This is a genomic window from Stenotrophomonas acidaminiphila (genome assembly GCA_002951995.1).
Lineage (GTDB): Bacteria > Pseudomonadota > Gammaproteobacteria > Xanthomonadales > Xanthomonadaceae > Stenotrophomonas > Stenotrophomonas acidaminiphila_A.
The window spans coordinates 638,479-663,558 of record CP019797.1; the positions used below are offsets into that span (position 1 = coordinate 638,479).

Here is a 25,080-nt window from a genome sequence, read left to right on the forward strand (position 1 = left end):
ATCCATGGCTCGCTTCTTCATTGATCGGCCCATCTTCGCGTGGGTCATCGCCATCATCATCATGCTCGCCGGCGCGCTGGCGATGCTCAAGCTGCCGGTCTCGATGTACCCGGAGGTCGCGCCGCCGGCGGTATCGATCTCGGCCAGTTACCCGGGTGCGTCGGCCAAGGTGGTCGAGGACTCGGTGACGCAGATCATCGAGCAGAACATGAAGGGCCTGGACGGGCTGATCTACTTCTCGTCGAACAGCTCTTCCAACGGCCAGGCCAGCATCACCCTGACCTTCGAGAGCGGCACCAACCCGGACATCGCCCAGGTGCAGGTGCAGAACAAGCTGCAGCTGGCGATGCCGCTGCTGCCGCAGGAAGTGCAGCGCCAGGGCATCAACGTCGCCAAGTCCAGCTCGGGCTTCCTCAACGTCGTCGGCTTCGTGTCCGAGGACGGCAGCATGGACGAGCACGACATCTCCGATTACGTCGGCTCCAACGTTCTGGACCCGCTCAGCCGGGTGCCGGGCGTGGGCTCGATCGAGGTGTTCGGCGGCAAGTACGCCATGCGCATCTGGCTGGACCCGAACAAGCTGCAGACCTACCGGGTCTCGGTGGACGAGGTGAGCGCGGCGGTACGCGCGCAGAACGCGCAGGTGGCCGTGGGCCAGCTGGGCGGCGCGCCGGCGGTGAAGGGCCAGCAGCTCAACGCCACCATCAACGCGCAGGACCGGCTGCAGACCCCGCAGCAGTTCCGCGACATCGTGCTGCGCACCGAGGCCGACGGCTCGACGCTGCGGCTGGGCGACGTGGCGCGGGTGGAGCTGGGCGCGGAAACCTACGACTTCGTGACCCGCTACAACGGCAAGCCGGCCTCCGGCCTGGCCGTCACCCTGGCCACCGGCGCCAACGCGCTGGACACCGCCGAAGGCGTGCGCAAGACCCTGGACGAGCTGGCGGCCAATTTCCCGCACGGGCTCAAGGCGGTGATCCCGTACGACACCACGCCGTTCGTGAAGGTGTCGATCAAGGGCGTGGTCAAGACCCTGCTCGAGGCGATCGTGCTGGTGTTCCTGGTCATGTACCTGTTCCTGCAGAACTTCCGCGCCACGCTGATCCCGACGATCGCGGTGCCGGTGGTGCTGCTGGGCACGTTCGGCATCCTCGCCGCGCTGGGCTTCTCGATCAACATGCTGACCATGTTCGCCATGGTGCTGGCGATCGGCCTGCTGGTGGACGACGCCATCGTGGTGGTGGAGAACGTCGAGCGCATCATGTCCGAGGAAGGGCTGTCGCCGCTGGAGGCCACGCGCAAGTCGATGGGGCAGATCACCGGCGCGCTGGTCGGCATCGGCCTGGTGCTGTCGGCGGTGTTCGTGCCGATGGCGTTCATGAGCGGCTCCACCGGCGTGATCTACCGCCAGTTCTCGGCGACCATCGTCTCGGCGATGGCGCTGTCGGTGCTGGTGGCGATCGTGCTGACCCCGGCGCTGTGCGCGACCATGCTCAAGCCGCTGAAGAAGGGCGAGCACCATGTCGCCCACCGCGGCCTGGCCGGGCGCTTCTTCAACGGCTTCAACAATGGCTTCGACCGCACCAGCGCGACCTACCAGCGCGGCGTGCGCGGGATCCTGGCGCGGCCGTGGCGGTTCATGGCGGTGTTCGCGGCGCTGGCGGTGGCCATGGCGGTGTTGTTCATGCGCCTGCCCAGCTCGTTCCTGCCCAACGAGGACCAGGGCATCCTGATGGCGCTGGTGCAGGCGCCGGTGGGCGCCACCCAGGAGCGCACGCTGGAGTCGATCTACAAGCTGGAGGACCACTTCCTGCAGAACGAGAAGGACGCGGTGGAATCGGTGTTCTCGGTGCAGGGCTTCAGCTTCTCCGGCATGGGCCAGAACTCGGGCATGGCGTTCGTCAAGCTCAAGGACTGGGACGAGCGCACCGCCGACCAGGGCGTGGGCCCGGTCACCGGGCGCGCGATGGCCGCGCTGGGGCAGATCAAGGACGCCTTCATCTTTGCCTTCCCGCCGCCGGCGATGCCGGAGCTGGGTACCGCCTCGGGCTACACCTTCTTCCTGAAGGACAACACCGGGCAGGGCCATGAGGCGCTGGTCAATGCGCGCAACCAGCTGCTGGGCATGGCCGCCAGGAGCAGCAAGCTGGCCAACGTCCGCCCCAACGGCCTGGACGATACCCCGCAGCTGCGGCTGGACATCGACGTGGCCAAGGCCGGCGCCCACGGGCTGTCGCTGGATGCGATCAACAGCACCCTGGCCACCGCGTGGGGCTCGAGCTACGTCGACGATTTCATCGACCGCGGCCGGGTCAAGCGCGTGTACATGCAGGCCGACGACGGCTTCCGCATGAACCCGGAGGACTTCAACCTGTGGACGGTGAAGAACAGCGCCGGGCAGATGGTGCCGTTCTCGGCCTTCGCCAGCCAGCGTTGGGACTACGGTTCGCCGCGGCTGGAGCGCTACAACGGCGTGTCCGCGCTGGAAATCCAGGGTGAGGCCGCGCCGGGCGTGGCCTCGGGCGACGCCATGGCCGAAGTGGAGAAGCTGGCCAGCCAGCTGCCGCCGGGCTTCAGCATCGAGTGGACCGCGGTGTCCTACCAGGAGCGCGAGGCCGGTGCGCAGACGCCGCTGCTGTACACCCTGTCGCTGCTGATCGTGTTCCTGTGCCTGGCCGCGCTGTACGAGAGCTGGAGCGTGCCGACCGCGGTGCTGCTGGTGGCGCCGCTGGGCATCCTCGGCGCGGTGCTGGCCAACACCTTCCGCGGCATGGAGCGCGACGTCTACTTCCAGGTGGCGATGCTGACCACGGTGGGCCTGACCTCGAAGAACGCGATCCTGATCGTCGAGTTCGCCAAGGAGCACCTGGAGAAGGGCGCGGGCGTGATCGAGGCGACGATGCATGCGGTACGCGACCGCCTGCGCCCGATCGTGATGACCTCGCTGGCGTTCGGCCTGGGCGTGCTGCCGCTGGCCATCGCTTCGGGCGCCGGTTCCGGCGCGCAGCGCGCCATCGGCACCGGCGTGCTGGGCGGCATGATCGCCGGCACCGTGCTTGGCCTGTTCTTCATCCCGCTGTTCTTCGTGGTGGTGCAGCGTCTGTTCAATCGCCGCCGCCTGGCCGCGAACGGGGAACCGCCGCAGGCCTGACCGCTGCGCGGCGCTGGTCGCCGCGCCGGCATGGCGCCGCCGGGGCATGCCCCGGCGGCGTCGTCATGCGCCCTGGGGGTCAGTCCGGGTGGACCGCCGCATCCACCAGCTGCGCTTCCTCCACCGCCCCCAGGCGCTGGGCGAAGGTGGCCATGCGGTTGCATAGCTCGGCGCGGTGCTCGGGGAAGGCGGCGGCCAGCTCGTTCTGGATCTGCTGGTAGGCGTCCCAGAAGGCGGCGGAGCGGCGATGGCGGGCATAGTGGGCGCGCAGGCGTTCGCCGGCCTGGCGCAGCGATTCCCGATGGCGTCCGTGTACGGGCGGAAGATGCATCGCGTCACCTTGATGGCAGTGCCCCCTGCACGACCGAGCATAGCCGGTGTCGACGACACCGGGGTGGCGGTGCGATGGCGGAACTGCCTGGATGTGGACTGCGTCACACCCGGCGCGATGGCGGCCGAACGGAGCAGCCGCCCGCGGCGCGGCCGCGGTCCTGCGCGGGCGCTGCGGCACCTTACTCGCCGATATCCTCGTTCCAGACCTCGGGGTTGTCGGCGATGAAGTCGCGCATCATCGCGATGCAGCCGGCATCGTTCAGGTCGATGACCCTGACCCCGTTCTCGCGCAGCCAGTCGATGCCGCCGGCGAAGGTGACCGATTCGCCGACCACCACGGTGCCGATGTTGAACTGGCGCACCAGCCCGGAGCAGTACCAGCACGGGGCCAGGGTGGTGACCATGATGGTGTCGCGGTAGCCGCGCTGGCGGCCGGCCTTGCGGAAGGCGTCGGTTTCGCCGTGGATGGAGGGGTCGCCCTCCTGCACCCGGCGGTTGTGGCCGCAGCCGAGCAGGCGGCCGTCGTTGTGGTACAGCGCCGCGCCGATCGGGATGCCGCCCTCGGCCAGGCCCTGGCGGGCCTCGGCGATGGCGGTGTCGAGCAGGGCGCGGTAGTCGGGCGTGGCGATCATCGGGGCAGGGATCCGTCGGGTGGCCGGCCATGATAACGGCGCCTTCCCGGGGCCCGCCGCGCCGCCGCCGCGGGAGTGCGATAATCGGCCGCATGAGCGAATCCCCCTACAAGAGCGGCACCACCCACTTCGGCTTCCGCGACGTGCCGGCCAAGGACAAGCAGAAGCTTGTCGGCCAGGTGTTCACGTCGGTGGCCGACAACTACGACCTGATGAACGACCTGATGAGCCTGGGCATCCATCGGTTGTGGAAGCGCTACTTCGTGGCCACCGCCCAGGTGAAGCCGGGCGACCGCGTGCTCGACCTGGCCGGCGGCACCGGCGACATCGCCGTGCTGCTCAAGGAGCGGCTCGGCGCCGAGGGCAGCGTGGTGCTGGGCGACATCAATGCCGGCATGCTGTCGGTGGGCCGCGACCGCCTGACCAACCGCGGCCACGTGTCCGGCTTCGAGTGGGTGCAGCTCAACGCCGAGGCGTTGCCATTCCCGGACCAGAGCTTCGACCTGGTGACCATTTCCTTCGGCCTGCGCAACGTCACCGACAAGGACGCCGCGCTGCGCGAGATGTACCGCGTGCTCAAGGTCGGCGGCCAGGCGCGCGTGCTGGAGTTCTCCGAAGTCACCGCCGACTGGTTCAAGCCGATCTACGACTTCCACTCGTTCAAGGTGCTGCCGCGGCTGGGCAAGCTGTTCGCGCGCGGCGACGGCGACAGCTACCAGTACCTGGCCGAGAGCATCCGCAAGCATCCGCCGCAGGAAGAACTCAAGGCGATGATGGCCGAGGCCGGCTTCGCGCGCTGCCATTACAAGAACCTCAGCGGCGGCATCGTCGCCATCCACTCCGGCTACAAGATCTAGGAGTGAGTGAAGAGGAGTGAGTAGCAAGAGACAGCGGATTTGCCCGCGCTCCTGCTTCTGCCTTCTCTCACTTCTCACTCCTCTCCACTCACTCCTCAGCTCCCTAGGAATCCCATGCGTTCACCCTTCCTGATGCTGCCCCTGGCCGTCGCGCTCGCCGCCGGCTGCGCCAAGGACCCCGCCGCCCCCGTCGCCGCCCCGTCGCCGAGAAGCCCGCCGCCGCCGTGAACACCGTCAGCCGCAGCCACGATGAAAGCTCCTACGCCGAGCCGGACAAGGTCGTCATCAAGGACCTGGCGCTGGACCTGAAGGTCGATTTCGAGCAGAAGCAGATCGGCGGCACCGCCACCTATGCGCTGGAGTGGAAGGACAAGGCCGCCAGGCAGCTGGTGCTGGACACCCGCGAACTGAGCATCGCCAAGGTCGAGGCGCTGGCCGCCGACGGCGCCGCCACGCCGCTGCAGTTCGAGCTGGCGCCGGCGGACAAGGTGTTCGGCAGCAAGCTGACCATCCAGGCCCCGGAGCAGCCGGCCAGCGTGCGCATCACCTACCACACCGCGCCGACCGCCTCGGGCCTGCAGTGGCTGGAGCCGTCGATGACCGAGGGCAAGAAGCTGCCCTTCATGTTCAGCCAGTCGCAGGCCATCCACGCGCGCTCGTGGGTGCCGCTGCAGGACACCCGAGCGTGCGCTTCACCTACAGCGCGCACGTGGCCAGCCGCCCGGACGTGATGGTGCTGATGAGCGCCGACAACGACCCGAAGGCGGCCCGTGACGGCGACTACACCTTCAAGATGCCGCAGCCGATCCCGTCCTACCTGCTGGCCATCGCCGCCGGCGACCTGGTGTTCGAGCCGATCTCGCCGCGCTCGGGCGTGTGGGCCGAGCCGGCCATGGTCAACAAGGCGGCCAAGGAGTTCGAGGACACCGAGAAGATGATCGGTGCCGCCGAGAAGCTGTACGGCGAATACCGCTGGGGCCGCTACGACATGCTGGTGCTGCCGCCGTCGTTCCCGTTCGGTGGCATGGAGAACCCGCGCCTGACCTTCGCCACCCCGACCGTGATCGTCGGCGACAAGTCGCTGGTCTCGCTGGTCGCCCATGAGCTGGCGCACAGCTGGTCGGGCAACCTGGTGACCAACGCCAGCTGGAAGGACATCTGGCTCAACGAAGGCTTCACCACCTACGTGCAGGCGCGCATCACCGAAGCGCTGTACGGCCAGGAGGCGGCCGAGATGGAGCGCGAGATCGACCAGACCGACCTGCTCAACGAAGTGAAGGACATGAGCCCGGCCGACCAGGCGCTGGCGCTGCCGCCGCTGACCGAGCGCGACCCGGACGACGCGCTGAGCCAGGTGGCCTACGTCAAGGGTGCGTGGTTCCTGCAGTTCCTGGAGCAGCGCTTCGGCCGCGAGGTGTTCGATCCGTTCCTGCGCGGCTGGTTCGATGACCATGCCTTCCAGAGCGCCAACACCGACCAGTTCGTCGAGTACCTGAAGAAGAACCTGCTGCCGAAGAACCCGACCGCGGTGAGCGACGCCGAACTGCACGCGTGGCTGGAAGAACCGGGCATCCCGTCGTTCGCACCGAAGGCGCGCTCGCGCGGCTTCGCCGTGGTCGATACCGCGCGCATCGCCTGGCTGGGCAGCGAGCAGCTGCCGAGCAACCAGGTGACCAGCCAGTGGACCACCCAGGAGTGGGTGCGCTTCATCGACGGCCTGGGCAAGACCGTGCCGGTGGCCAAGCTCGAGCAGCTGGACAAGGGCTACCACTTCACCGGCACCCCGAACGGCGAGATCGCCATGCGCTGGTATCCGCTGGCCATCCGCAGCGGTTATACCCAGGCCCAGCCGGCCGCCGGCGAGTTCATCCAGAAGGTCGGCCGTCGCAAGCTGATCCTGCCGATCTACGCCGAGCTGCTGAAGACGCCGGAAGGCCTGGCCTTCGCCAAGGAAGTATTCGCCAGGGCCAAGCCGGGCTATCACCCGATCACCACCGCCTCGGTGGCCGACATGATCGCCAAGGCCGAGGCCGCGCCCAAGCCGTAACCGGCGTGTAGCAGCAGAACCGACAACGGCGGGCCCCCGGGCCCGCCGTTTCTGTCTGGGCCAGGGCGGGCACCGCAGCGGCAGGGCTGGGGTTCGCGGCAGCGGATGTTTAAAGTGGGCGCCACCGCGCGGCATTGCCGCGCCTGTCCACGCGGAGTCGCTCGATGAAACCCCTGATCCTTGGCGCCCTGTGCGTCGTCGCCCTGGCCGCCTGCAGCAACCCGGAAGCGGAGCGCCAGCAGCAGGCCGCCGCCGCCGCCCAGGAGCGTGCCCGGCGCGAGGCCGATGCCGACGGCATCGCTAGGCTCTACGACGCGGCGGTGACCGCCACCGAATGGGAGAAGGCGCGCGTCCATGGCGCCGCGCTGCTCGACCAGTTCCCCGACTCGGACGCCGCCCGGCGCATCGAACCCGGCTTCGCCGAAGTGAAGGAAAAGGCCGAGGCCGCGCGCGAGCTGCGCCGCATGCAGGGCCTGTGGAGCTACAACCAGGTATCGGTGGGCAGCAAGGGCGTGCAGCGCTCGGCGATGATCCAGGGCAAGGAGCGGGTCGATGTCGACGGCAGCGGCCCGAAGGTGGTGCAGCTGGTGTTCCGCGACCATCCCGAATGGAAGCGGCACGCCTACCTGGTGCTGCAGGCCGGCGATTTCGCCAAGGCCTGCTACGGCAGCTGCCAGGTCACGGTGACGGTGGACGACCAGGCGCCGCGGCGGATGGCCGCCTACCGCCCGGACACCGACGAGGCCATCGCCATGTTCATCACCGACAACCGCGGCCTGTGGCGGCTGGCGCGCAAGGCCACGGTGGTGCGCATCGAGTTCCCGGTGAAGGCCGGCGGCACCCGCACCGCGGTGTTCGAGACCGGCGGCCTGGATGGCAGCCAGATGCCCGCAGGCTGGGATTGAGCGGCATGCGCAGGGATGCCGGCTGCATGCCGCGACGCCGTGGCGCGCCGCGCGCGTACTGGCCATGCGTGCTGATCGCGCTGCTGTGGCTGCCGCAGGCGCCGGCGTTCGCCTGCGGCAGCCTGCCCGCCGACATGCAGCGCCGGCTCGTGGCCGGGGACCTGCGACAGCAACAGGCGTTGGCCGCCGCGCTGGCCGCCGAGGCCGACGCCATCGTGATCGCCGACGTCGTGGCGCTCACTCCGGACGATGCCCGGGTGCATGTACGCCAGTGGATCAAGGGGGCGGGGGATGCGGCGCTGCAGGTGGCGCCGGCGAACCGGCTCGACGCCATCGGCTGCCTGCCGTCGGCGGAGTTCCGCAACGTCGCACTGCGCTCCGGGGAGGCCTACCTGCTCTACCTGGCCGGCGGCAGCGTACTGCGTGCGGGCCACCTGCGGCGCGGGCCTCGGGAGCTCACCCTGGAACAGGAGCTGGCGCAGGTGCGTGGGGCGAGGGTGTTGCCAGCAACGACGGAGGTGCGGTGATGGATCTGGCGATCGTGCTCGTGGTCAGTCTGCTGGCCATTGCCCTGCACGTGGCGTTGTACCTGCTGTTCCGGCGCTGGATGGACCGTGACCTGGCGTTGTCGCTGGCCGGCGACGACGCCGGCAAGCGGCGCTACATGCTCGATTGCCTGCAGCGGGCCAGGCGCGACGGCGTGCGCAGGCGTGACCTGCCGGCCTGGCTGGAGCATGAGGCCGCCCGCTACGAACCGCGCGCATGAGTCCCGGCCGCGCGGCCAGAACGCGGGCCCGGAGGTGATCCGTAGCTGCGGGGCTTGCCCCGCATGATGGCTTTGCGGGTAACGGCCCCGTGCCGGGCAAGCCCGGCACCTACACGAAGAGCGGGGCCCTTTCCGCAGGTGTGTCCCGGCCGCGCGGTCAAAACGCGGGCCCGGAGGTGATCCGTAGGTGCGGGGCTTGCCCCGCACGGGGACTTTGCGGGTAAACGGCCCCGTGCCGGGCAAGCCCGGCACCTACAACGAAAAACGGCGCCTTCCGGCGCCGTTTCCGCAGGTGGCCTGGCGGCCGGGTCAGAGCGCGTAGCCGAACTGCTGCTTGAACTGCTCGTTGAACTCGTCGAAGTCGAAACGCTGGTTCTGGGTGCCCGGGTGCTCCACCTTCAGCGCGCCCATCAGGTTGCCCATGCGGCCGATGGTCAGCCAGTCGTAGCCCTTCTGGATGCCGAAGATCAGGCCGGCGCGGAAGGCGTCGCCGCAGCCGGTCGGGTCGACCACGCGGCGCTCGTGCGCCGGCGGGATGTCGTAGCTCCTGTCCGGGGTGTGGATCACCGCGCCCTTGGGGCCGCGGGTGGTGATGTAGGCCTTGACCCGGCCGACGATCTCCTTCTCGTTCCAGCCGGTGCGCTCCTGCAGCAGGTTGGACTCGTAGTCGTTGACCACCACGTAGTCGGCCTGCTCGATGAAGGTGCGCAGTTCCGGGCCATTGAACAGCGGCATGGCCTGGCCCGGGTCGAAGATGAACGGCACGCCCATCTCCTTGAATTCGATGGCGTTCTGGATCATGCCTTCGCGGCCGTCGGGGCCGACCAGGCCCAGGGTCACGCCCGGCACGTCCTTCACGTGGTTCTCGTAGGAGCGCATCATCGCGCCCGGGTGGAAGGCGGTGATCTGGTTGTTGTCGTGGTCGGTGGTGATGAACGCCTGCGGGGTGAACAGCTCCTCGATCACCCGCACCCGGCTCAGGTCGATGCCCAGCGCGTCGAAATGCTCGCGGTACGGGCCGAAGTCCGAGCCCACGGTGCCCATCGGGATCGGGTTGCCGCCGAGCAGGTGCAGGTTGTAGGCGATGTTGCCGGCGCAGCCGCCGAACTCGCGGCGCATGCGCGGCACCAGGAAGGACACGTTCAGGATGTGCACCTTGTCCGGCAGGATGTGGTTCTTGAACTGGTCCGGGAACACCATGATGGTGTCGAAGGCAAGGGAACCACAGATCAGAGCGGACATCGCGAACGGGCCTATACGGGTAAAGGGGAACCGCCGCCGTGCGGGCGCAGGCGGGGTGGCGCGGGCGCGCGCCAAAGTGCATAAGGGTACCGGCTGCGGCGGCGCGCGACCAGAAGCACGTGTCGCCGGCGAACCCCGGCGAGTGCCTCCAAACCCGCTACGGACATGGATTTTCCTTGCCCGTGCCGGGGTGGGTTGATAGGCTAGCCAACCTCGTTTTCTGCCCATTTTTTCGCCATCCGGCGTGGGCACGCGCCCTCAGGATCACTCCCCAGATGTTCAAGAAGCTCCGCGGCATGTTCTCCAATGACCTGTCCATCGACCTGGGCACGGCCAACACCCTCATCTACGTGCGCGGGCAGGGGATCGTGCTGAACGAGCCGTCGGTCGTGGCCGTGCGCCAGGACCGCGCCATCGGCGGTACCCGCTCGGTGGCCGCCGTCGGCGCCGAGGCCAAGCAGATGCTCGGCCGTACCCCGGGGCACATCACCACCATCCGCCCGATGAAGGACGGTGTCATCGCCGACTTCACCTACACCGAGGCGATGCTCAAGCACTTCATCAAGAAGGTGCACAAGTCGCGCGTGCTGCGCCCGAGCCCGCGCGTGCTGGTGTGCGTGCCGGCCGGCTCGACCCAGGTCGAGCGCCGCGCCATCAAGGAATCGGCCGAGGAGGCCGGCGCGCGCGACGTGTACCTGATCGAGGAGCCGATGGCGGCAGCCATCGGCGCCGGCATGCCGGTCACCGAGGCGCGCGGCTCGATGGTCATCGACATCGGTGGCGGCACCACCGAGGTGGCGGTGATCTCGCTCAACGGCATCGTCTATTCGGCCTCGGTCCGCATCGGCGGCGACCGCTTCGACGAGTCGATCACCAACTACGTGCGCCGCAACCACGGCATGCTGATCGGCGAAGCCACCGCCGAGCGCATCAAGGTGGAACTGGGCTGCGCCTACCCGCAGGCCGAGGTGCAGGAGATGGAAATCTCCGGCCGCAACCTTGCCGAGGGCGTGCCGAAGATGATCAAGATCAGCTCCAACGAGGTGCTCGAGGCCCTGCACGAACCGCTGTCCGGGATCGTCTCGGCGGTCAAGCTGGCGCTGGAGCAGACCCCGCCGGAGCTGTGCGCCGACGTCGCCGAGCGCGGCATCGTGCTCACCGGCGGTGGCGCCCTGCTGCGCGACCTGGACCGGCTGATCTCCGAGGAAACCGGCCTGCACGTGCAGGTGGCCGACGACCCGCTGACCTGCGTGGCGCGTGGCGGTGGCCGCGCGCTGGAGCTGGTCGACATGCACGGCAACGAGTTCTTTGCGCCGGAATAAGCCGCACCGGCCCGCTACCGCGCCCGCGCCTCTGCGGCGCGGTGCCCTTGGCGCGCAGGCGCCGGGCATCGCACCGCCGGGGCGTCGTCGCATCCTTCTCCCATATTTTTCCAGCTGAAGTCCGTCGTGCCGCCCTATGCCGGTCCCCCCGTAGCCTCCCGACAGGGCGACGCCAGCAGCACCCTGCGGTTGCTGGCCTACCTGGCCCTGGCGATCACCCTGATCGTGCTGGACGACCAGGGCGGCTGGCTGTCGCGCCTGCGCACCCAGGCCGCGGTGGCGGTGCAGCCGGTGTGGGCGCTGGCCGGCCTGCCCGGGCGCCTGGGCGCCTCGGTGCGCGACAACGCCGCCAGCCACAACCAGTTGGTCGCCGAGAACCGCGAACTGCGCAACCAGCTGCTGCTGGCCAACGCGCGCCTGACCCGGCTGCAGACCGCGGCGCTGGACAACGCCCAGTTGCGCGAGCTGCTGAACGTGGCCGAGCGCGCCGGGCTGGACGTGCAGCTGGCGCCGATCCTGGACATCGACCTGGACCCGGTGAAGCAGCGCTTGGTGCTGGACGCCGGCAGCCGCGAAGGCGTGCACATCGGCCAGGCGGTGATCGATGCCGGTGGCCTGATGGGGCAGGTGATCGCGGTGACCCCGCTGCATTCGACCGTGCTGCTGCTGACCGACCCCGACCACGCGGTGCCGGTGACGGTCGCGCGCAACGGCGTGCGCCTGATCGCCTATGGCCGCGGCGACCGCCTCGAACTGCGTGACATCCCGCTCAGCGCCGGGGTCGAGGTGGGCGACGAGATCGTCACCTCCGGGCTGGGCGGGCGTTTCCCGGCCGGTTTCCCGGTGGGCAGGATCGTGGAACTGCGGCCGGACGATACCCATGCCTTCCTGGTCGGCGCGCTGGAGCCGGCGGCCAAGCTGGACCGCGGCCGCGACGTGTTGCTGCTGCGCTCGGTGCCGCAGATCCCGCGCATGCCGGTGACCAGCGGCCTGGAGCCGCCGGGCGGCGGCGACACGGTGCCCGGCCCGCGTCCGGCGCCGGACAACGGGACGTCCGGGGTAGCGGCCCGCGTCCCGCGGCCGCGGCAACGCAGGGCGGCGCGGCCGATGCGCCGCGCCCGACCCCGCCGGCGCCGGCACCGGAAAACGCCCCGCCCGCCGCCAACCCGCCTTCGCCCCGCCCCGCGACCTCCGGCCGCGCGCCCACGCTTCCACAGGAGACCCGGCCATGAGCCGCCTGCGCAACCGCGGCTGGGTACTGCCCGCCAGCATCGCGCTGGCCCTGCTGCTGGGGCTGGTGCCGTTGCCGGAACTGCTGCAGCCCATCCGCCCGTACTGGCTGGCGCTGGTGCTGGGCTACTGGGTGATCGAGACCCCGGAGCGGGTCGGGCTGGGCTTTGCCTTCATCATCGGCCTGCTGGCCGACCTGCTGTACGGCGGGATCCTCGGCGAGCAGGCGCTGCGGCTGGTGGTGTTCGCCTTCATCCTGCAGCGCTTCCGTGCGCGCATCCGCTTCTTCCCGCTGTCGCAGCAGGCGCTGGCGATCGGCGGGCTGCTGCTCAACGACCGCATCATCAGCGCCGCCGTGCACCTGTTCACCGCCGAGCCGCTGCTGCCGTGGAGCTACTGGTGGGCGCCGCTGCCGGGCATGCTGCTGTGGCTGCCGATCTACGTGCTGCTGGACGCCGCGCGGCTGGGCAAGCGCGGGCCCTGAGCCATGTACGGGCGGCGCCAGCACAAGAACCCGCAGGCCGAGGTCGAGCAGTTCCGGCGCCGTGCGGCGGTCGGCTTCCTCGGCGTGCTGCTGGGGCTGGGCGTGCTGGCCGGCTGGTACTTCAAGCTGCAGGTGCTGGACCACGACGTCTACGCCACCCGTTCGGAAGCCAACCGCATCAAGGCGCGGCCGGTGGTGCCCGGGCGCGGCTTGATCTACGACCGCAAGGGCCGCCTGCTGGCCGAGAACGTGCCGGCGTTCCGCCTGGACGTGACCCCGAACAAGGTCCAGGACATGGCCGCCACGCTGGCCGGGCTGCGCGCGATCTTTTCGTTGAGCGACGAGGACATCGAGCGCTTCAACCAGTCGCGTAAGGCGCGGCGCAGCTTCATGCCGGTGACGCTGAAGCTGCGCGTCAGCGACGAGGAAATGGCGCGCTTCGCGGTCGACCGCTGGCGCTACCCGGGGGTGGAGCTGGAGCCGTACCTGACCCGCCGCTACCCCTACGGCGACCTGTTGGCGCACGTCATCGGCTACGTCGGCCGGGTCGACGACAAGGACCTGCAGGAGCTGGGCGAGGGCAATGCGGCGCTGACCCATATCGGCAAGTCCGGGCTGGAGCGCTATTACGAGGACCGGCTGCGCGGCAGGATCGGCTACGAGCGGGTGGAGACCAATGTGCAGGGCCGGGCGATCCGCACGCTCGGCCGGGTACCGGCGCAGTCGGGCGCCGACCTGCGGCTGTCGATCGACGTCGACCTGCAGCAGGCGATGGTGACCGCATTCGGCGAGCAGGAAGGGTCGGCGGTGGCGATCGACCCGCGCACCGGCGAGATCCTGGCCATGGTCAGCCTGCCTTCGTACGACCCCAACCTGTTCGTCAACGGCATTTCCCACGCCGACTTCAAGCGCCTCAACGAAAACCCCTCGCGGCCGCAGTTCAACCGCCTGGTGCTGGGCGGCGTGGCGCCGGGCTCCACGGTCAAGCCGTTCCTGGGCCTGGCCGGGCTCGACAGCGGCCTGCGCCGGCCCGAGGACAAGATCCTCTCGCGCGGCATGTTCTACCTGCCGGGCGTGAGCCGCGGCTGGGGCGACGCCAATCGCGGCGGCCACGGCTGGACCGACCTGCGCAAGTCGATCTCGCAGTCGGTGAACACCTACTACTACCAGCTCGGCGTGGACATGGGCGTGGAGCGCTATGACCAGTACATGGGCGGCCACTACGGCTTCGGCCAGCCCACTGGCATCGACCTGGCCGGCGAGATCGGCGGCATCCTGCCGTCGCCGGCGGCCAAGGCGCGGCTGCGCAACGAGCGCTGGTATCCCGGCGACATGGTCAACGCCAGCATCGGCCAGGGCCTGTGGAAAGTGACCCCGCTGCAGCTGGTGCGCGGCGTCGGCGGGCTGGCCTCCGGGCAGTTGCGCCGGCCGCACCTGGTGGTCGAACAGAAGGTCGGCTTCGACCATGACTGGACGCCGCTGCCGCAGCCCGCACCGCGGCCGATCAGCCCCAATCCTGGCAACCTGCAGGCCGTGCGCGAAGGCATGATGGGCACCATGCAGCCGGGCGGCAGCGGCTGGCGGGTGGCGGCCGGCGCGCCGTACCTGATGGCCGGCAAGACCGGTACCGCGCAGGTGGTCAGCCGCAAGGGCACCGCCGCGGTGAACCCGAAGAGCCTGCCGATGCATCTGCGCCACCGCGCGTTGTTCATCGGCTTCGCCCCGGCCGAGGACCCGCGCATCGCCATCGCGGTCGCGGTCGAGGGCGGCGGCTATGGCGGCGCGGCGGCGGCGCCGATCGCGCGCAAGGTGTTCGATGCCTGGCTGCTCGGGGTGATGCCGGACGTGCAGCAGGCCGTCGATGCCAGCGGCGTGGCCGAAGGGGCGGCCAACACCGGCTCCGCCGCCCCCGCTCCGGCGCCGGCGGGCGAGCCGCTCCCGACACCGGCACCACCGTCGCCGGCATCGTCAGCGGAACCGGTAGCGGAGGAACGGCGATGAGGGATTTCCTGCGCTGGCTGCTGGAGATGGCGCAGCGCCTTACCCGCGGCCTCGACTGGCCGCTGCTGCTGGCGCTGTGCGCGCTGATGGGCATGGGCCTGGCGGTGCTGGACAGCGCCGGCGGCAGCGGCCTGGTGATGGCCCAGGGCGCGCGCTTCGCGGTGGGCCTGGTGGCGATGTGGGCGATCGCGCGGGTGCCGGTGCTGCGCATCCGCGCCTGGACGCCGATGATCTACGCGCTGTCGATGCTGCCGTTGCTGGCGGTGTTCGTGCTGGGCACCGGCAAGTACGGGCGCCAGTGGCTGGACCTGAAGCTGTTCTACCTGCAGCCGGCCGAGCTGCTCAAGGTGAGCATGCCGATGATGGTGGCGTGGTACCTGCACCGGATGCCGTTGCCGCCGCGGATACCGGTGGTGCTGGTCGCCGGCCTGATCATCGGCGTGCCCACCGCGCTGGTGATGCTGCAGCCGGACCTGGGTACCGCCATGCTGATCGCCGCCAGCGGCGTCTTCGTCCTGTACCTGTCGGGCATGCCGTGGTGGTGGTTCATCACCGCCGGCACCGTCGGCGGCAGCGCGCTGGCGGTAGTGCTGTTCGCGCCGATCTCGTGGTTCTCGTTCCTGCGTCCCTACCAGCAGGATCGCATCCTCACTTTCCGCGATCCGGACAACGATCCGCTGGGCGCTGGCTGGAACATCATCCAGTCCAAGATCGCCATCGGCTCGGGCGGATTGACCGGCAAGGGATGGGGGCTGGGGTCGCAGTCGCACCTGAACTTCATCCCCGAGCAGACCACCGACTTCGCGTTCTCGGTGCTGAGCGAGGAATTCGGCTGGCTGGGCGTGGCGATCGTGATCGCGCTGTACATCTTCATCATCGGCCGCTGCCTGTGGATCGCGGCGCAGTCGCGCGATGGCTTCTCGCGGCTGGTCGCCGGCGCCACCGGCCTGTCGTTCTTCGTCTATGCGCTGGTCAACGGCGGCATGATTTCGGGCCTGCTGCCGGTGGTGGGCGTGCCGATGCCGCTGATCAGCTACGGCGGTACCGCCGCGGTGTCGCTGCTGGCCGGGTTCGGCCTGGTGATGGCCGCGCGCAGCTACAACCCGGTGCACGGCGGCCACGGCTGAGCCGGCGGAAACTGCGACGCCGGTCCGGCCGGGGTTGATCACGATCAAACACCGGAATTAACAAAAGCGTCACAATGCTCCCCGCCACCGGACGCGTCGCGCCGTGGCGGCCGGCCTGCGAATCCGCGGGACGGCAAGGCCGGGATCCGCCGGCCGGGCGTGGGGAGACGCCCGGCACGTGTCGCGATCCGGTCCGGGCACCGGCTGCACCCACTGGGATGGGGGGTGCAGCCGGTGCCCAGATTTTTTCTGGCGTCCGCTGGCGTGGTGCGGCGCGTTCCGGCACGCACGTGGCCGGCAGGAAACCTGCGCTCGGTCGCGGCAGCTGCGGACAGGCCGGTGCGTGCAGCGGGCCGTCCTCCGCGCCGGGTGCGGAGGGGAGCGGGCAGGGCGCCGCGCCGGTACTTTCCGCTGGCAGCGCATTCAGTTGACGGGGGTCGCATGGACTACCGCCGGCTCCCGGGCCGCCCGTCCCGGGCACTTCCAATCCCTTTGCGATTCATGGTGTTATTGATGGAAATTCATCAATGACCTGTTAATCTCGGCTGATGATTCGACGTGTTCTGGTCTGCTGTCTCACCCTGGGCATGGTCGCCTGCGCGACCCAGCCCCAGGCGCCTGCTCCCGCTCCGCTCGCGGCGGGCAAACCGATAGGCACCGGCGGTACGCCGGCCGAAGCCGTCCCCGAGCGCAGGTCCGACCTGCCGCCGGTGGACCTGACCCCGGTGTCGTTCGAGACCGCGCGCGCCAACTTCGTACGCGATACCGCCGCGCGCTACCGGCTGGACCCGGCCTACATCGAATCGGTGCTGGCGCAGGCGCAGATCCGCGAACCGATCATCGCCGCCATGGCGCGCCCGGCCGAACGGGTCAAGCCGTGGAACGAGTACCGGCCGATGTTCATCAGCCAGGCGCGCATCGACGGCGGCCGCAGGTTCCTGGCCACGCACCGCGACGCCCTGCAGCGCGTGCAGGCGCGCAGCGGCGTGCCGGCCGAGGTGATCGTGGCGATCATCGGCGTGGAGACCAGTTACGGCGCCAACACCGGCAACCACCGCGTGCTCGATGCGCTGTACACGCTGGCGTTCAAGTACCCGCGCAGCGGCGACCCGGAGAAGCTCGAGCGCGAAGTGCGCCGCGAACTGTTCTTCCGCGACGAACTGGCCAAGCTGTTCGAACTGGCCGCGCAGGAGAAGCTGGACGTCGCCGCGCTCAAGGGCAGCTATGCCGGCGCGATGGGCATGGGCCAGTTCATGCCGTCCAGTTACCTGGACTATGCCGTGGATGGCGACGGCGACGGCCGCCGCGACCTGTTCACCAGCTACGACGACGTGTTCGCCTCCATCGCCAACTACTTCGTGAAGAAGGGCGGCTGGGTGCGCGGCGGCACGGTCGCGGTGCCGGCCACGCTCGACGCCGGCCGCGAGGAACTCAACCCCGTCGACTGGACGCCGACCCTGGGCCTCGACGCCCTGGCCGCCCGCGGCTACCACCCGCGGGTGCCGGTACGCGCGGCCGGGGCCACCGCTACCCCGATCACCCTGGAAGGCAGCGACGGCAAGCAGTACTGGCTGGGCTTCCAGAACTACTACGCGATCACCCGTTACAACCTTTCCAAGATGTACGCGATGGCCGTGTTCCAGTTGTCGCAGGCCATCGCCGGACAGGAGTTGCCGCCGGCATGAACAGCAAGTGGCTGGTCCCTGCGTTGATCGTCCTCGGGCTGGCTGCCTGCAGCAGCGCGCCACCGAAGTCCAAGTCCGCCGGTAGCGGCCATGGCGCCACGCACGGCAGCGTGGTGCAGGGCCGCGGCGGGCGCCCCGCGCATTGCCCCGAGGGTTCGCCCTACGCCAAGGCACAGGAGGATCCCGGCACGCGCGGCCACTACAGTGCCGGCGGCCTGTACCGCCCGGGCGTCAAGGACAGCACCCCCGATTACGTGCCCGACGTGGCCTGCATCCCGGAACCGGTGGTCAGCGACGAGCCGCGCTCGGCCATCGGCAACCGCTCGCCGTACGTGGTGCTCGGCAAGGAATACCGGGTGATGGAGCGGGTCGACGATTACGTCGAGCAGGGCACGGCTTCCTACTACGGCGCCAAGTTCCACGGGCGCCTGACCTCCAACCGCGAGGTCTACGACATGTACCAGTTCACCGCCGCGCACAAGACGTTGCCGCTGCCCAGCTTCGCCCGCGTCACCAACCTGGACAACGGCGAGTCGGTGATCGTGCGGGTCAACGACCGCGGCCCGTTCCATGATGGCCGCGTGATCGACCTCAGTTATGCCGCCGCGGTGCGGCTGGGCATCACCCAGCGTGGCACCGGCCGGGTGGAAGTACGCGGGCTGACGCCCGGCAGCGACAACCTGCTGGCCTCGCGCGAGACGCGCCGCCCGGCGCGCGCGCGCGCCGCGGCGACGGCCGGCAACACCGCCGCCGCGCCGCCGTCGCCCAGCCGTATGGACCAGCTGGTCCAGGCGCTGCCGGCTGCCGCGCCGGCACCGGCAACGCCGCGGCCGGCCGAAGTCCACGCCGCCGGTCCGGCGCCGCAGGCGGTGGCCGTGCAGGCGTTGCCGGCGGCCCCCGGCCCATCGTCATCGGCGGCGCCGGTTGGCGCCGCACCGGTGGCGGCCACGCCCGCGCCCGATGCCGCGGCACGCGCGCTGGGCGCGATCCTGCTGCAGGTCGCCAGTTTTTCCAGCCGCGACAACGCCGCCCGCGCGCTGGGGCAGTTGAGTGCGGCCGGCATCGCCGGCGCCACGCTCAGCGACGTGGTCAGTGGCGGACGCACCCTGTGGCGCCTGCGCGTGCCGGCCGACGACGTGGCCAAGGCGGCGGAACTTGCCGGCCGCATCACCGGTCTGGGCTTCGGCAGGCCACAGATCGTCCGCGACTGACTGCGATACACGGCATGGAAGCCACGCTGATCGGGCGCTGATGCCGGTGCGATGCCGCCACCACGCCCTACAATGACCGCCTGTTTTCCATTCCTTGTCCCGACAGGAACCGCTTTCCGATGAAATTCCGCTTTGCCGCCGCCGCCATGGCCACGACGTTCGCCATCGGCCTGGCCTCCGCCCAGACGCCCACCCCGGCCCCGGCGCCGGCCGCCGCCCCCGCCCAGGTGGCGATCCCGCCCGCGCCGGCGCCGTCCACCTCCACCGCGTGGGTGCTGATGGACTACGCCTCCGGGCAGGTGCTGGCCGGCGAGAACATCCACATGCCGCTGCCGCCGGCCAGCATCACCAAGGTGATGACCTCCTACGTGCTGGCCGCCGAGACCCGCAACGGCAAGATCAAGCCCGACGACCAGGTGATGATGAGCGAGCGCGCCTGGCGCGAGGGCGGCGCCGGTACCGATGGCAGCTACAGCGGGTTCCCGGTCAACCAGACCGCGCGCCTGGAGGACATGGAAAAGGGCATGGCGATCCAGTCGGGCAACGATGCCGCCATCGCCCTGGCCGAGCATGCGGCCGGCAGCCAGGAAGCCTTCGCCGCGCTGATGAACAACTATGCCGCCAAGATCGGCATGAAGGACTCGCACTTCGTCAACGCCCACGGCCTGACCGCCGACGGCCACCAGTCCAGCGCCTACGACCTGGCGCTGCTGGGCCGCGCCTTCGTGCGCGATTACCCGGAAACCTACGCCTACAACAAGATCAAGGAATTCACCGTAGGCAACATCACCCAGCCCAACCGCAACCTGCTGCTGTGGCGCGACCCGAGCGTGGACGGCATCAAGACCGGGCATACCTCGGCGGCCGGCTACTGCCTGCTGAGTTCGGCCCAGCGCGGCGACCAGCGCCTGATCGCGGTGCTGATGGGCGGCGCGTCGGAGAAGCAGCGTGCCGATGACAGCCTGGCGCTGCTGAACTGGGGCTTCCGCTTCTTCGAGACCCACCGCCTGTACGAGACCGGCAAGGCCGTGACCACCCAGCACGTGTGGAAGGGCGCCGCCGACGAGGTGCAGCTGGGCGTGGCGCAGCCGCTGCTGGTCAGCGTGCCGCGCGGCCGCTACGCCGACCTCAAGCCGAGCATGGACGTGCCCAAGCAGCTCGTCGCGCCGATCGCTGCCGGCCAGCAGATCGGCACGGTGAAGGTGACGCTGGACGGCAAGGTGGTCGCCGAGTCGCCGCTGGTGGCGGTGCAGGCGGTGGAAGAGGGCGGCTTCTTCAAGCGCCTGTGGGACGCCTTCATGATGTGGTGGAAGTCCTGACCCTGTCCACGAAAAAGCCGGCGCAAGCCGGCTTTTTTGATGGGCCGGCGCCGGCCGTGGCGATCACAGCGTGCGGCTGATGGTGAAGCTGCCGAACACCGGCCGCTGCTTCTGCCCCGAATTCGCGGCTGCGGTGGTAGCGGGCCAGCGCGAACTTCCACTTGCCGCGCATCAACGCCACGCCGTAGCCGATCTCGCCGACCAGTGCGCGCTTGTCCACGCGGTGGCTGTCGCGGAAGGTGTTGCCGTCCAGGGTGATGTCGCGCAGCACCCAGCGCGCATCGGCGGTCGCGAACAGGTGCCCGGACCAGCCGGCCGCCCTGCCGCCGCGCGTCGGCGCGGTGTTCTCGCCCGCCGGACGCAGCGGCGAGCTGCCGAAATCGTCCGGCAGCTGCCAGCCGAAGCGGACTTCGCCGCCGCCGTTGCCGTAGGTCGCCAGGTTGCCGAGGGCGCCGCCCCAGTGGCTGATCGCGTCCCAGCCCCAGCCGGCGGCGTTGTTCGCCGGCCAGCGCCGCATCCGTTCATGCAGCAGGCGCAGCACCGGCTCGTCGTGCAGTTGGTTCTTCCAGCCCCTGAATTTCTCGTCGCCGAGCACGCCGTGCACGGCATCCTGCACCTGCCTGCCCTGTGCGGACGGGCCGACCATGCCCAGCGCGAGCTGGGTGGTGCGCAGGCGGTCGCCGTTGCGGGCGTTGTAGCCGAAGTTGACCAGCAGCACGCCGGCATAGGGGCGGTCGTCGGCGATCAGGTCGGCGCGGCTGCTGTCGGTCGGCGTGAACAGCCCCTGGCCGACACTGAAGATCATGTTCTGCTGCTCGAACCCGCCCGGCTGCAGCCGCTCCAGGTGGCGGTTGATCCAGCGTGCCGGCGCCGGCAGGCAGGGGTCGTCGGTGTAGTCGGCCAGGTTCGGCGAGACCAGGGTCAGCATGGCCCCGTTGGTATAGCCCTGGTCCTGGTGGGCACCACCGAACAGGTCGTTGTCCACGCGGAAATTGACCGCGGGCGGGTGGTCGTGCAGCGCGCTGCCGCTGCAGGTATCGGGCGGCGGGGGCGCGGCGCTGACGGGGCTGCCGGCCAGCGCCAGGGACAGCGCCAGGGACAGCCGGAGGCGGGTGTGCATGCGCTCGGATCCGGGTCGTTGAAGTGCGCGCAGCTTAACGGCGCGGGCCGGGTGGGCGCAGTGGCGATCGCGGATCACATCGTTGCAGCGCCGCCGGCGGGCGCCGCGAACCGTGACCGGTGCCGGTTGGAAAGCGTCATGGCCCTGCGGTAGCATCGCCGCCGACCACTCCGCGCTTGCCATACTGGCTGCCTGCAAGGACCAGGACCCTGTCGCTGGGTTTTCAGACCAAAGGAACGCGCCCGCCACGCGGCGCAGGTTAACGGGGAATACAACACTATGCGTAATGTCTTTTCGCCGCTGATGGCGGCTGCCCTGACCGTGGGTGTCGCCGCGGTCCTGTCCAGCCAGCCGGCGCAGGCGTCGTTCAAGAACACCGGTACCCAGGCGCAGGAGCAGCGCAAGCAGGCGGCCGCCCAGATCCCGGTGTGCCAGCGCCCGATCGGCACCATTTCGGTGATCGAGCCCGAAGACGCCACCAACTGGTGGACCGGCCAGCAGCTGCCGGCGCCGTCGCGGCTGATCAAGGTGTTCGTCAGCCGCTCGCGCTGCTTCACCCTGGTGGACCGCGGCGCCGGCATGGCCGCCGGCCAGTTCGAGCGTGAGCTGGCCGCCAGCGGCGACCTGCGCGGCCGCTCCAACGTCGGCAAGGGCCAGATCAAGGCCGCCGACTACGTGATGATCCCCGACCTGGTGTCCCAGAACAGCAACGCCGGCGGCAACGCCATCGGCGGCCTGCTGGGCGGCCTGATCGGCGGCAAGGCCGGCGCGATCGTCGGTGGCCTGAACTTCCGCAGCAAGACCGCCGACGTGGTGCTGACCGTGACCGACGTGCGCTCCTCCGAGCAGGTGGCGATCTCCGAGGGCTCGGCGCGCAAGAGCGACATCGGCTTCGGTGCCGGCGGCGGCCTGTTCGGCGGCGGCGGCTTCGGTGCGGCCGGCGTCGGCGGCTATGCCAATACCGAAATCGGCCAGGTCATCACCATGGCCTACCTGCAGGCCTATACCGACATCGTCGCCCAGCTCGGCGGCCTGCCGGAGAACGCCTCGGCGGCCAACGCCCAGCAGGCGGTCACGGTGACCCGCCCGGGCCGCCTGCTGGCCAACGCCAAGGGCACCGGCGCGCCGGTGCGCTCGCTGGATCCGGGCATGATGCTGTACCCCACCGGCAACAAGGAAGGCGTGATGTGGGAAGTCGAGGACGAGCTGGGCAACAAGGGCTGGGTCTCCTCGACCCTGCTGGAGCTGTCCAAATAAGCGAGGGTACCGGCCGCGGCCGGTACGCTTCGGGTAGGTGCCGGCCGTTGGCCGGCACATGCACCGGCGCCAGCGACAACGCAGCTTTCCACGGAAGGGCCGCCCGCAGCGGCCCTTCCGCGTTCCCGGACCTTGGGTTTGCCGGCCCGCGCCCCGATAATGGCGGGCATGGAAATCAAGTCCGACAACCCCGAACACGGCTTCCAGTTTCCCGGCACCTTCGAGTTGAGCGCCATGGGCGCGGCCAACATCGGGCTGGAGCACGAGCTGCCGCGGCTGCTGCTGCAGGCGGGCGTGGATGTGCTCAACGAGCGCATCAGCTGGAAGCACTCGTCCAACGGCAAGTACGTGTCCGTGCGCATCGCCTTCAAGGCCGACAGCCGCGCCCAGTACGACGCCGCGCACGTGGCCCTGCGCAACCACCCGGAAGTGAAGTGGACGCTGTAGGCGCCTGCGCGGCCGCGGCCGCGGCGGCAGGCGGCGGCAGGGTCCGCGTGGCGACGCTGCGCGACCTCGGCCGCCAGGCCTACGCGCCGGTCTGGCACGCGATGCAGCGCTTCACCGACGCCCGCGACGACGCCACCGTCGACGAAGTGTGGGTGGTCGAGCACGACCCGGTGTTCACCCTGGGCCAGGCCGGCAAGGACGAACACGTGCTGGCGCCGGGCGACATCCCGGTGCTGCACGTGGACCGCGGCGGCCAGGTGACCTACCACGGCCCCGGCCAGATCGTGGTCTACCCGCTGCTGGACCTGCGCCGGCTGGGCATCGGCGTGCGCGACTACGTGTGCCGCATCGAGCAGGCCATCATCGACACCCTGGACGAGTGGAACATCGTCGCCGACCGCCTGGAAGGCGCGCCCGGCGTGTACGTCGGCGGCGCCAAGATCGCCGCGCTCGGCATCCGCGTGCGCCGTGGCTGCAGCTTCCACGGGCTGGCGTTCAACGTCAGCCTCGACCTGGAGCCCTTCCACCGCATCAATCCCTGCGGTTATGCCGGGATGCAGGTGACCTCGGTGCTAGACTTGGGCGGTCCTTCGGGCATCGCGGCGGTCAAGCCGGTGCTGCTGTCCCACCTGGCCCGGCAGTTCGGGCTGGACCTGCGCGACGACCCCGGACTGCCCGACCTGACCATGCGGCCCTGACGCCGCCGGAACGCCATGAACGAATCCTCCCACCGCTCCATTCCCCTGCAGGTCCTGCAGGGTGACACCCCGTCCGCGCCGCTGCAGGCCGGCGCCAAGCAGCTCGGTGGCGACAAGATCAACCGTTCGCCGGTGCAGTTCGCCGAGGCCCCGGTGCTGCGCAAGCCGTCGTGGATCCGCGTGCGCATCCCCTCCGGCAACGCCGTCCAGCAGCTCAAGGCCAAGCTGCGCGAGAACCGCCTGGTGACCGTGTGCGAGGAGGCCAGCTGCCCCAACATCCACGAGTGCTTCGGCCACGGCACCGCCACGTTCATGATCCTCGGCGAGGTCTGTACCCGCCGCTGCTCGTTCTGTGACGTCGCCCACGGCCGGCCCAAGCCGCCGGACGCCGCCGAGCCGCTGCACCTGGCGCAGACGGTCAAGGACATGGGCCTGAAGTACGTGGTGGTCACCAGCGTCGACCGTGACGACCTGCGCGATGGCGGCGCCGGCCATTTCGTCGACTGCATCAGCGCCATCCGCGAGTTCAGCCCGGGCACCCGGATCGAGATCCTGACCCGGATTTCCGTGGCAAGGGGCGCATGGAGCGCGCGCTGGAGATCCTGGCGGCCAATCCGCCGGACGTGTTCAACCACAACATCGAGACCGTGCCGGACCTGTACCGCAACGTGCGCCCGGGCGCGGACTACCAGTGGTCGCTGACCCTGCTGCAGAAGTTCAAGGCGCAGCACCCGGGCGTGCCGACCAAGTCCGGCATCATGCTCGGCCTCGGCGAAACCCTGGAGCAGGTGCAGGCCACCCTGCGCGACCTGCGCGCGCACGACGTGGAAATGGTCACCATCGGCCAGTACCTGCAGCCCACCCCGCATCACCACCCGGTGCTGCGCTACTGGACGCCGGACGAATACAAGGCGCTGGAGGAGTACGGTTACGAGCTGGGCTTCCACCACGTGGCGTCCGGGCCGATGGTGCGTTCGTCCTACCACGCCGACCGCCAGGCCGCCGGCGCCGGGGTCGGCTGACCCGCGTCCGGCGCACGCCGTCGGCCATTGATCCGTGCCACCGCAGGGGGGCACGGCGCCGTGCCGCCGCCGGTACCCGCGCGGCCCGGCCACGTGGCACAGGCCTGCTTTTCTGATTCCGCCCCGGCCGCGTCCTGGCCCGGGAGCCTCGCCCTGGCCGCCGGGCGATCGCCGGGCACCGCGCTTGCCCCTGCGGGAACGACCCCTGCGGCCGTCGCCGGGGT

The 25,080-nt window shown here is 70.0% G+C and carries 18 protein-coding genes and 4 pseudogenes; 18 read left to right on the forward strand and 4 right to left on the reverse strand.

Annotated elements, in window-relative coordinates; translation table 11 throughout:
- Positions 1–4 precede the first annotated feature (4 nt).
- Positions 5–3,151, forward strand: a complete 3,147-nt coding sequence (locus B1L07_02755; GenBank protein AUZ54225.1) for a multidrug efflux RND transporter permease — start codon at positions 5–7, stop codon at positions 3,149–3,151.
- Between the two features lie 79 nt (positions 3,152–3,230).
- Here the strand turns inward: B1L07_02755 and B1L07_02760 are convergent, their stop codons facing one another.
- Positions 3,231–3,482: a hypothetical protein gene (locus B1L07_02760; GenBank protein ID AUZ54226.1), complete on the reverse strand. Its 252-nt coding sequence runs from the start codon at positions 3,480–3,482 to the stop codon at positions 3,231–3,233.
- A gap of 181 nt (positions 3,483–3,663) precedes the next feature.
- Positions 3,664–4,116, reverse strand: coding sequence for a tRNA-specific adenosine deaminase (locus B1L07_02765; protein ID AUZ54227.1), 453 nt, complete (start codon positions 4,114–4,116; stop codon positions 3,664–3,666).
- Positions 4,117–4,208: 92 nt separating this feature from the next.
- Between B1L07_02765 and B1L07_02770 the strand changes: the two genes are divergently transcribed.
- The 5 genes and pseudogenes from B1L07_02770 to B1L07_02790 all read left to right on the forward strand — a co-directional run bounded on the left by B1L07_02770 (position 4,209) and on the right by B1L07_02790 (position 8,691).
- Positions 4,209–4,973: a bifunctional demethylmenaquinone methyltransferase/2-methoxy-6-polyprenyl-1,4-benzoquinol methylase gene (locus B1L07_02770; GenBank protein AUZ54228.1), complete on the forward strand. Its 765-nt coding sequence runs from the start codon at positions 4,209–4,211 to the stop codon at positions 4,971–4,973.
- A 224-nt stretch (positions 4,974–5,197) separates the two neighbouring features.
- Positions 5,198–7,020, forward strand: a pseudogene (locus B1L07_02775) (aminopeptidase).
- A gap of 164 nt (positions 7,021–7,184) precedes the next feature.
- The gene (locus B1L07_02780; GenBank protein AUZ54229.1) at positions 7,185–7,925 is read left to right on the forward strand and encodes a hypothetical protein; all 741 of its coding nucleotides are present in this window, start codon (positions 7,185–7,187) and stop codon (positions 7,923–7,925) included.
- A 5-nt stretch (positions 7,926–7,930) separates the two neighbouring features.
- Positions 7,931–8,452 (forward strand): hypothetical protein, encoded by a 522-nt coding sequence (locus tag B1L07_02785; protein ID AUZ54230.1) that lies wholly within the window; start codon positions 7,931–7,933, stop codon positions 8,450–8,452.
- A complete protein-coding gene (locus tag B1L07_02790) occupies positions 8,452–8,691 on the forward strand; it encodes a hypothetical protein (protein ID AUZ54231.1) in 240 nt (79 codons plus the stop codon). The genes B1L07_02785 and B1L07_02790 overlap by 1 nt, the downstream gene beginning before the upstream one ends.
- A 309-nt stretch (positions 8,692–9,000) precedes the next feature.
- Here B1L07_02790 and B1L07_02795 read toward each other — a convergent pair whose 3' ends face one another.
- Entirely contained in the window at positions 9,001–9,933 is a 933-nt protein-coding gene (locus tag B1L07_02795; GenBank protein AUZ54232.1) for a carbohydrate kinase family protein, read from the reverse strand.
- A 275-nt stretch (positions 9,934–10,208) separates the two neighbouring features.
- Here B1L07_02795 and B1L07_02800 point away from each other — a divergent pair, with 275 nt between their 5' ends.
- The 8 genes and pseudogenes from B1L07_02800 (at position 10,209) to B1L07_02835 (ending at position 20,312) form a co-directional block, all read left to right on the forward strand.
- Entirely contained in the window at positions 10,209–11,255 is a 1,047-nt protein-coding gene (locus B1L07_02800; protein ID AUZ54233.1) for a rod shape-determining protein, read from the forward strand.
- A gap of 126 nt (positions 11,256–11,381) precedes the next feature.
- Positions 11,382–12,487: pseudogene (locus tag B1L07_02805) on the forward strand (rod shape-determining protein MreC).
- Positions 12,484–12,969 (forward strand): rod shape-determining protein MreD, encoded by a 486-nt coding sequence (locus tag B1L07_02810; protein ID AUZ54234.1) that lies wholly within the window; start codon positions 12,484–12,486, stop codon positions 12,967–12,969. The pseudogene B1L07_02805 and the gene B1L07_02810 overlap by 4 nt, the downstream one beginning before the upstream one ends.
- A 3-nt stretch (positions 12,970–12,972) precedes the next feature.
- Positions 12,973–14,970, forward strand: coding sequence for a penicillin-binding protein 2 (locus tag B1L07_02815; GenBank protein AUZ54235.1), 1,998 nt, complete (start codon positions 12,973–12,975; stop codon positions 14,968–14,970).
- Entirely contained in the window at positions 14,967–16,097 is a 1,131-nt protein-coding gene (locus B1L07_02820; GenBank protein ID AUZ54236.1) for a rod shape-determining protein RodA, read from the forward strand. The genes B1L07_02815 and B1L07_02820 overlap by 4 nt, the downstream gene beginning before the upstream one ends.
- A gap of 548 nt (positions 16,098–16,645) precedes the next feature.
- Complete coding sequence (locus tag B1L07_02825; GenBank protein ID AUZ54237.1) at positions 16,646–17,782, forward strand: lytic murein transglycosylase B; 1,137 nt, start codon at positions 16,646–16,648, stop codon at positions 17,780–17,782.
- Positions 17,779–18,993, forward strand: a complete 1,215-nt coding sequence (locus B1L07_02830; GenBank protein AUZ54238.1) for a hypothetical protein — start codon at positions 17,779–17,781, stop codon at positions 18,991–18,993. Before B1L07_02825 ends, B1L07_02830 begins: the two co-directional genes overlap by 4 nt.
- Before the next feature lie 119 nt (positions 18,994–19,112).
- Entirely contained in the window at positions 19,113–20,312 is a 1,200-nt protein-coding gene (locus B1L07_02835) for a serine-type D-Ala-D-Ala carboxypeptidase (protein AUZ54239.1), read from the forward strand.
- Between the two features lie 63 nt (positions 20,313–20,375).
- Here the strand turns inward: B1L07_02835 and B1L07_02840 are convergent.
- A pseudogene (locus B1L07_02840) lies at positions 20,376–21,432 on the reverse strand (hypothetical protein).
- Between the two features lie 303 nt (positions 21,433–21,735).
- Between B1L07_02840 and B1L07_02845 the strand changes: the two are divergent.
- The 4 genes and pseudogenes from B1L07_02845 to B1L07_02860 all read left to right on the forward strand — a co-directional run bounded on the left by B1L07_02845 (position 21,736) and on the right by B1L07_02860 (position 24,856).
- Entirely contained in the window at positions 21,736–22,689 is a 954-nt protein-coding gene (locus B1L07_02845) for a peptidoglycan-binding protein (GenBank protein AUZ54240.1), read from the forward strand.
- Between the two features lie 168 nt (positions 22,690–22,857).
- Positions 22,858–23,136, forward strand: a complete 279-nt coding sequence (locus tag B1L07_02850; protein AUZ56426.1) for a hypothetical protein — start codon at positions 22,858–22,860, stop codon at positions 23,134–23,136.
- Entirely contained in the window at positions 23,124–23,834 is a 711-nt protein-coding gene (locus tag B1L07_02855) for an octanoyltransferase (protein AUZ54241.1), read from the forward strand. The genes B1L07_02850 and B1L07_02855 overlap by 13 nt, the downstream gene beginning before the upstream one ends.
- 15 nt (positions 23,835–23,849) lie before the next feature.
- Positions 23,850–24,856: pseudogene (locus B1L07_02860) on the forward strand (lipoyl synthase).
- Positions 24,857–25,080 lie beyond the last annotated feature (224 nt).